This is a genomic window from Xanthomonas pisi DSM 18956, from assembly GCF_001010415.1.
GTDB lineage: Bacteria > Pseudomonadota > Gammaproteobacteria > Xanthomonadales > Xanthomonadaceae > Xanthomonas > Xanthomonas pisi.
This window is the reverse complement of sequence record NZ_JPLE01000204.1, coordinates 1-663: the sequence shown is the minus strand read 5'-3', so window position 1 is coordinate 663 and position 663 is coordinate 1. Positions and strand designations below refer to the sequence as shown.

Genomic DNA, 663 nt, shown 5'->3' with positions numbered 1-663 from the left:
GCGGTGGCGCAGGATCGTGAATCCATGCAGGGGATGAATCGCGAGGTGGTTCTGGAGGAGTATGGTGATGTGGATGTGGCAACAGAGGGGGACGCATCCGCAGCTCATCGCTGGGAAGCTGCGGGCCAGTTGTTGAATGAACTGGACGAACAGGCGAAGCGACAGGCTGTGATGAATGAGCTGAAGGCGAAGCCGCGTTCTGAACTGCTTGAGGAATACCGCAGACTCAGCCAGAAAGAGGAGCGCACCGAGACTGAAGAACAACAGTTTCAGGCAATACGAGAAGTCATTCGTCCACAACAGGAAGTGACGCCGGAAGCACAGTCACAGCCTGAAAATGCGGAGGATGGTAACGGGAGCATTTACCCGACGGTGCGGTTCCGGGACCCGAATGAAGTCCGCATTGAAATTAACGGGAATGGTGCGTCCAGACCAGCGGAACGCATTGAAAAGGTGCGCCCGGACAACCGTTATTTCACGGATGAGAAAAGCGCCATGGGGAGTGATGTTTTCCGTAATGCCGCCGCCACCGGCCTGAAACCGTCCGTAGTGAAGAAAGGCGAGACTCAATATGCTGTTGAAATGGATAATCCTGCGTTCTCTGAAGATGTGGCAACGGAAACCATTAACACCCTGGCTGACGGAGAGCGTATTGCTGATGCT

The 663-nt window shown here is 54.6% G+C and carries 1 protein-coding gene; it reads left to right on the top strand.

The genetic code is table 11. The features are described from left to right. On the top strand, window positions 1-663 hold a 663-nt coding region (locus Y887_RS17715), incomplete at both ends, for a hypothetical protein (RefSeq protein ID WP_157004349.1).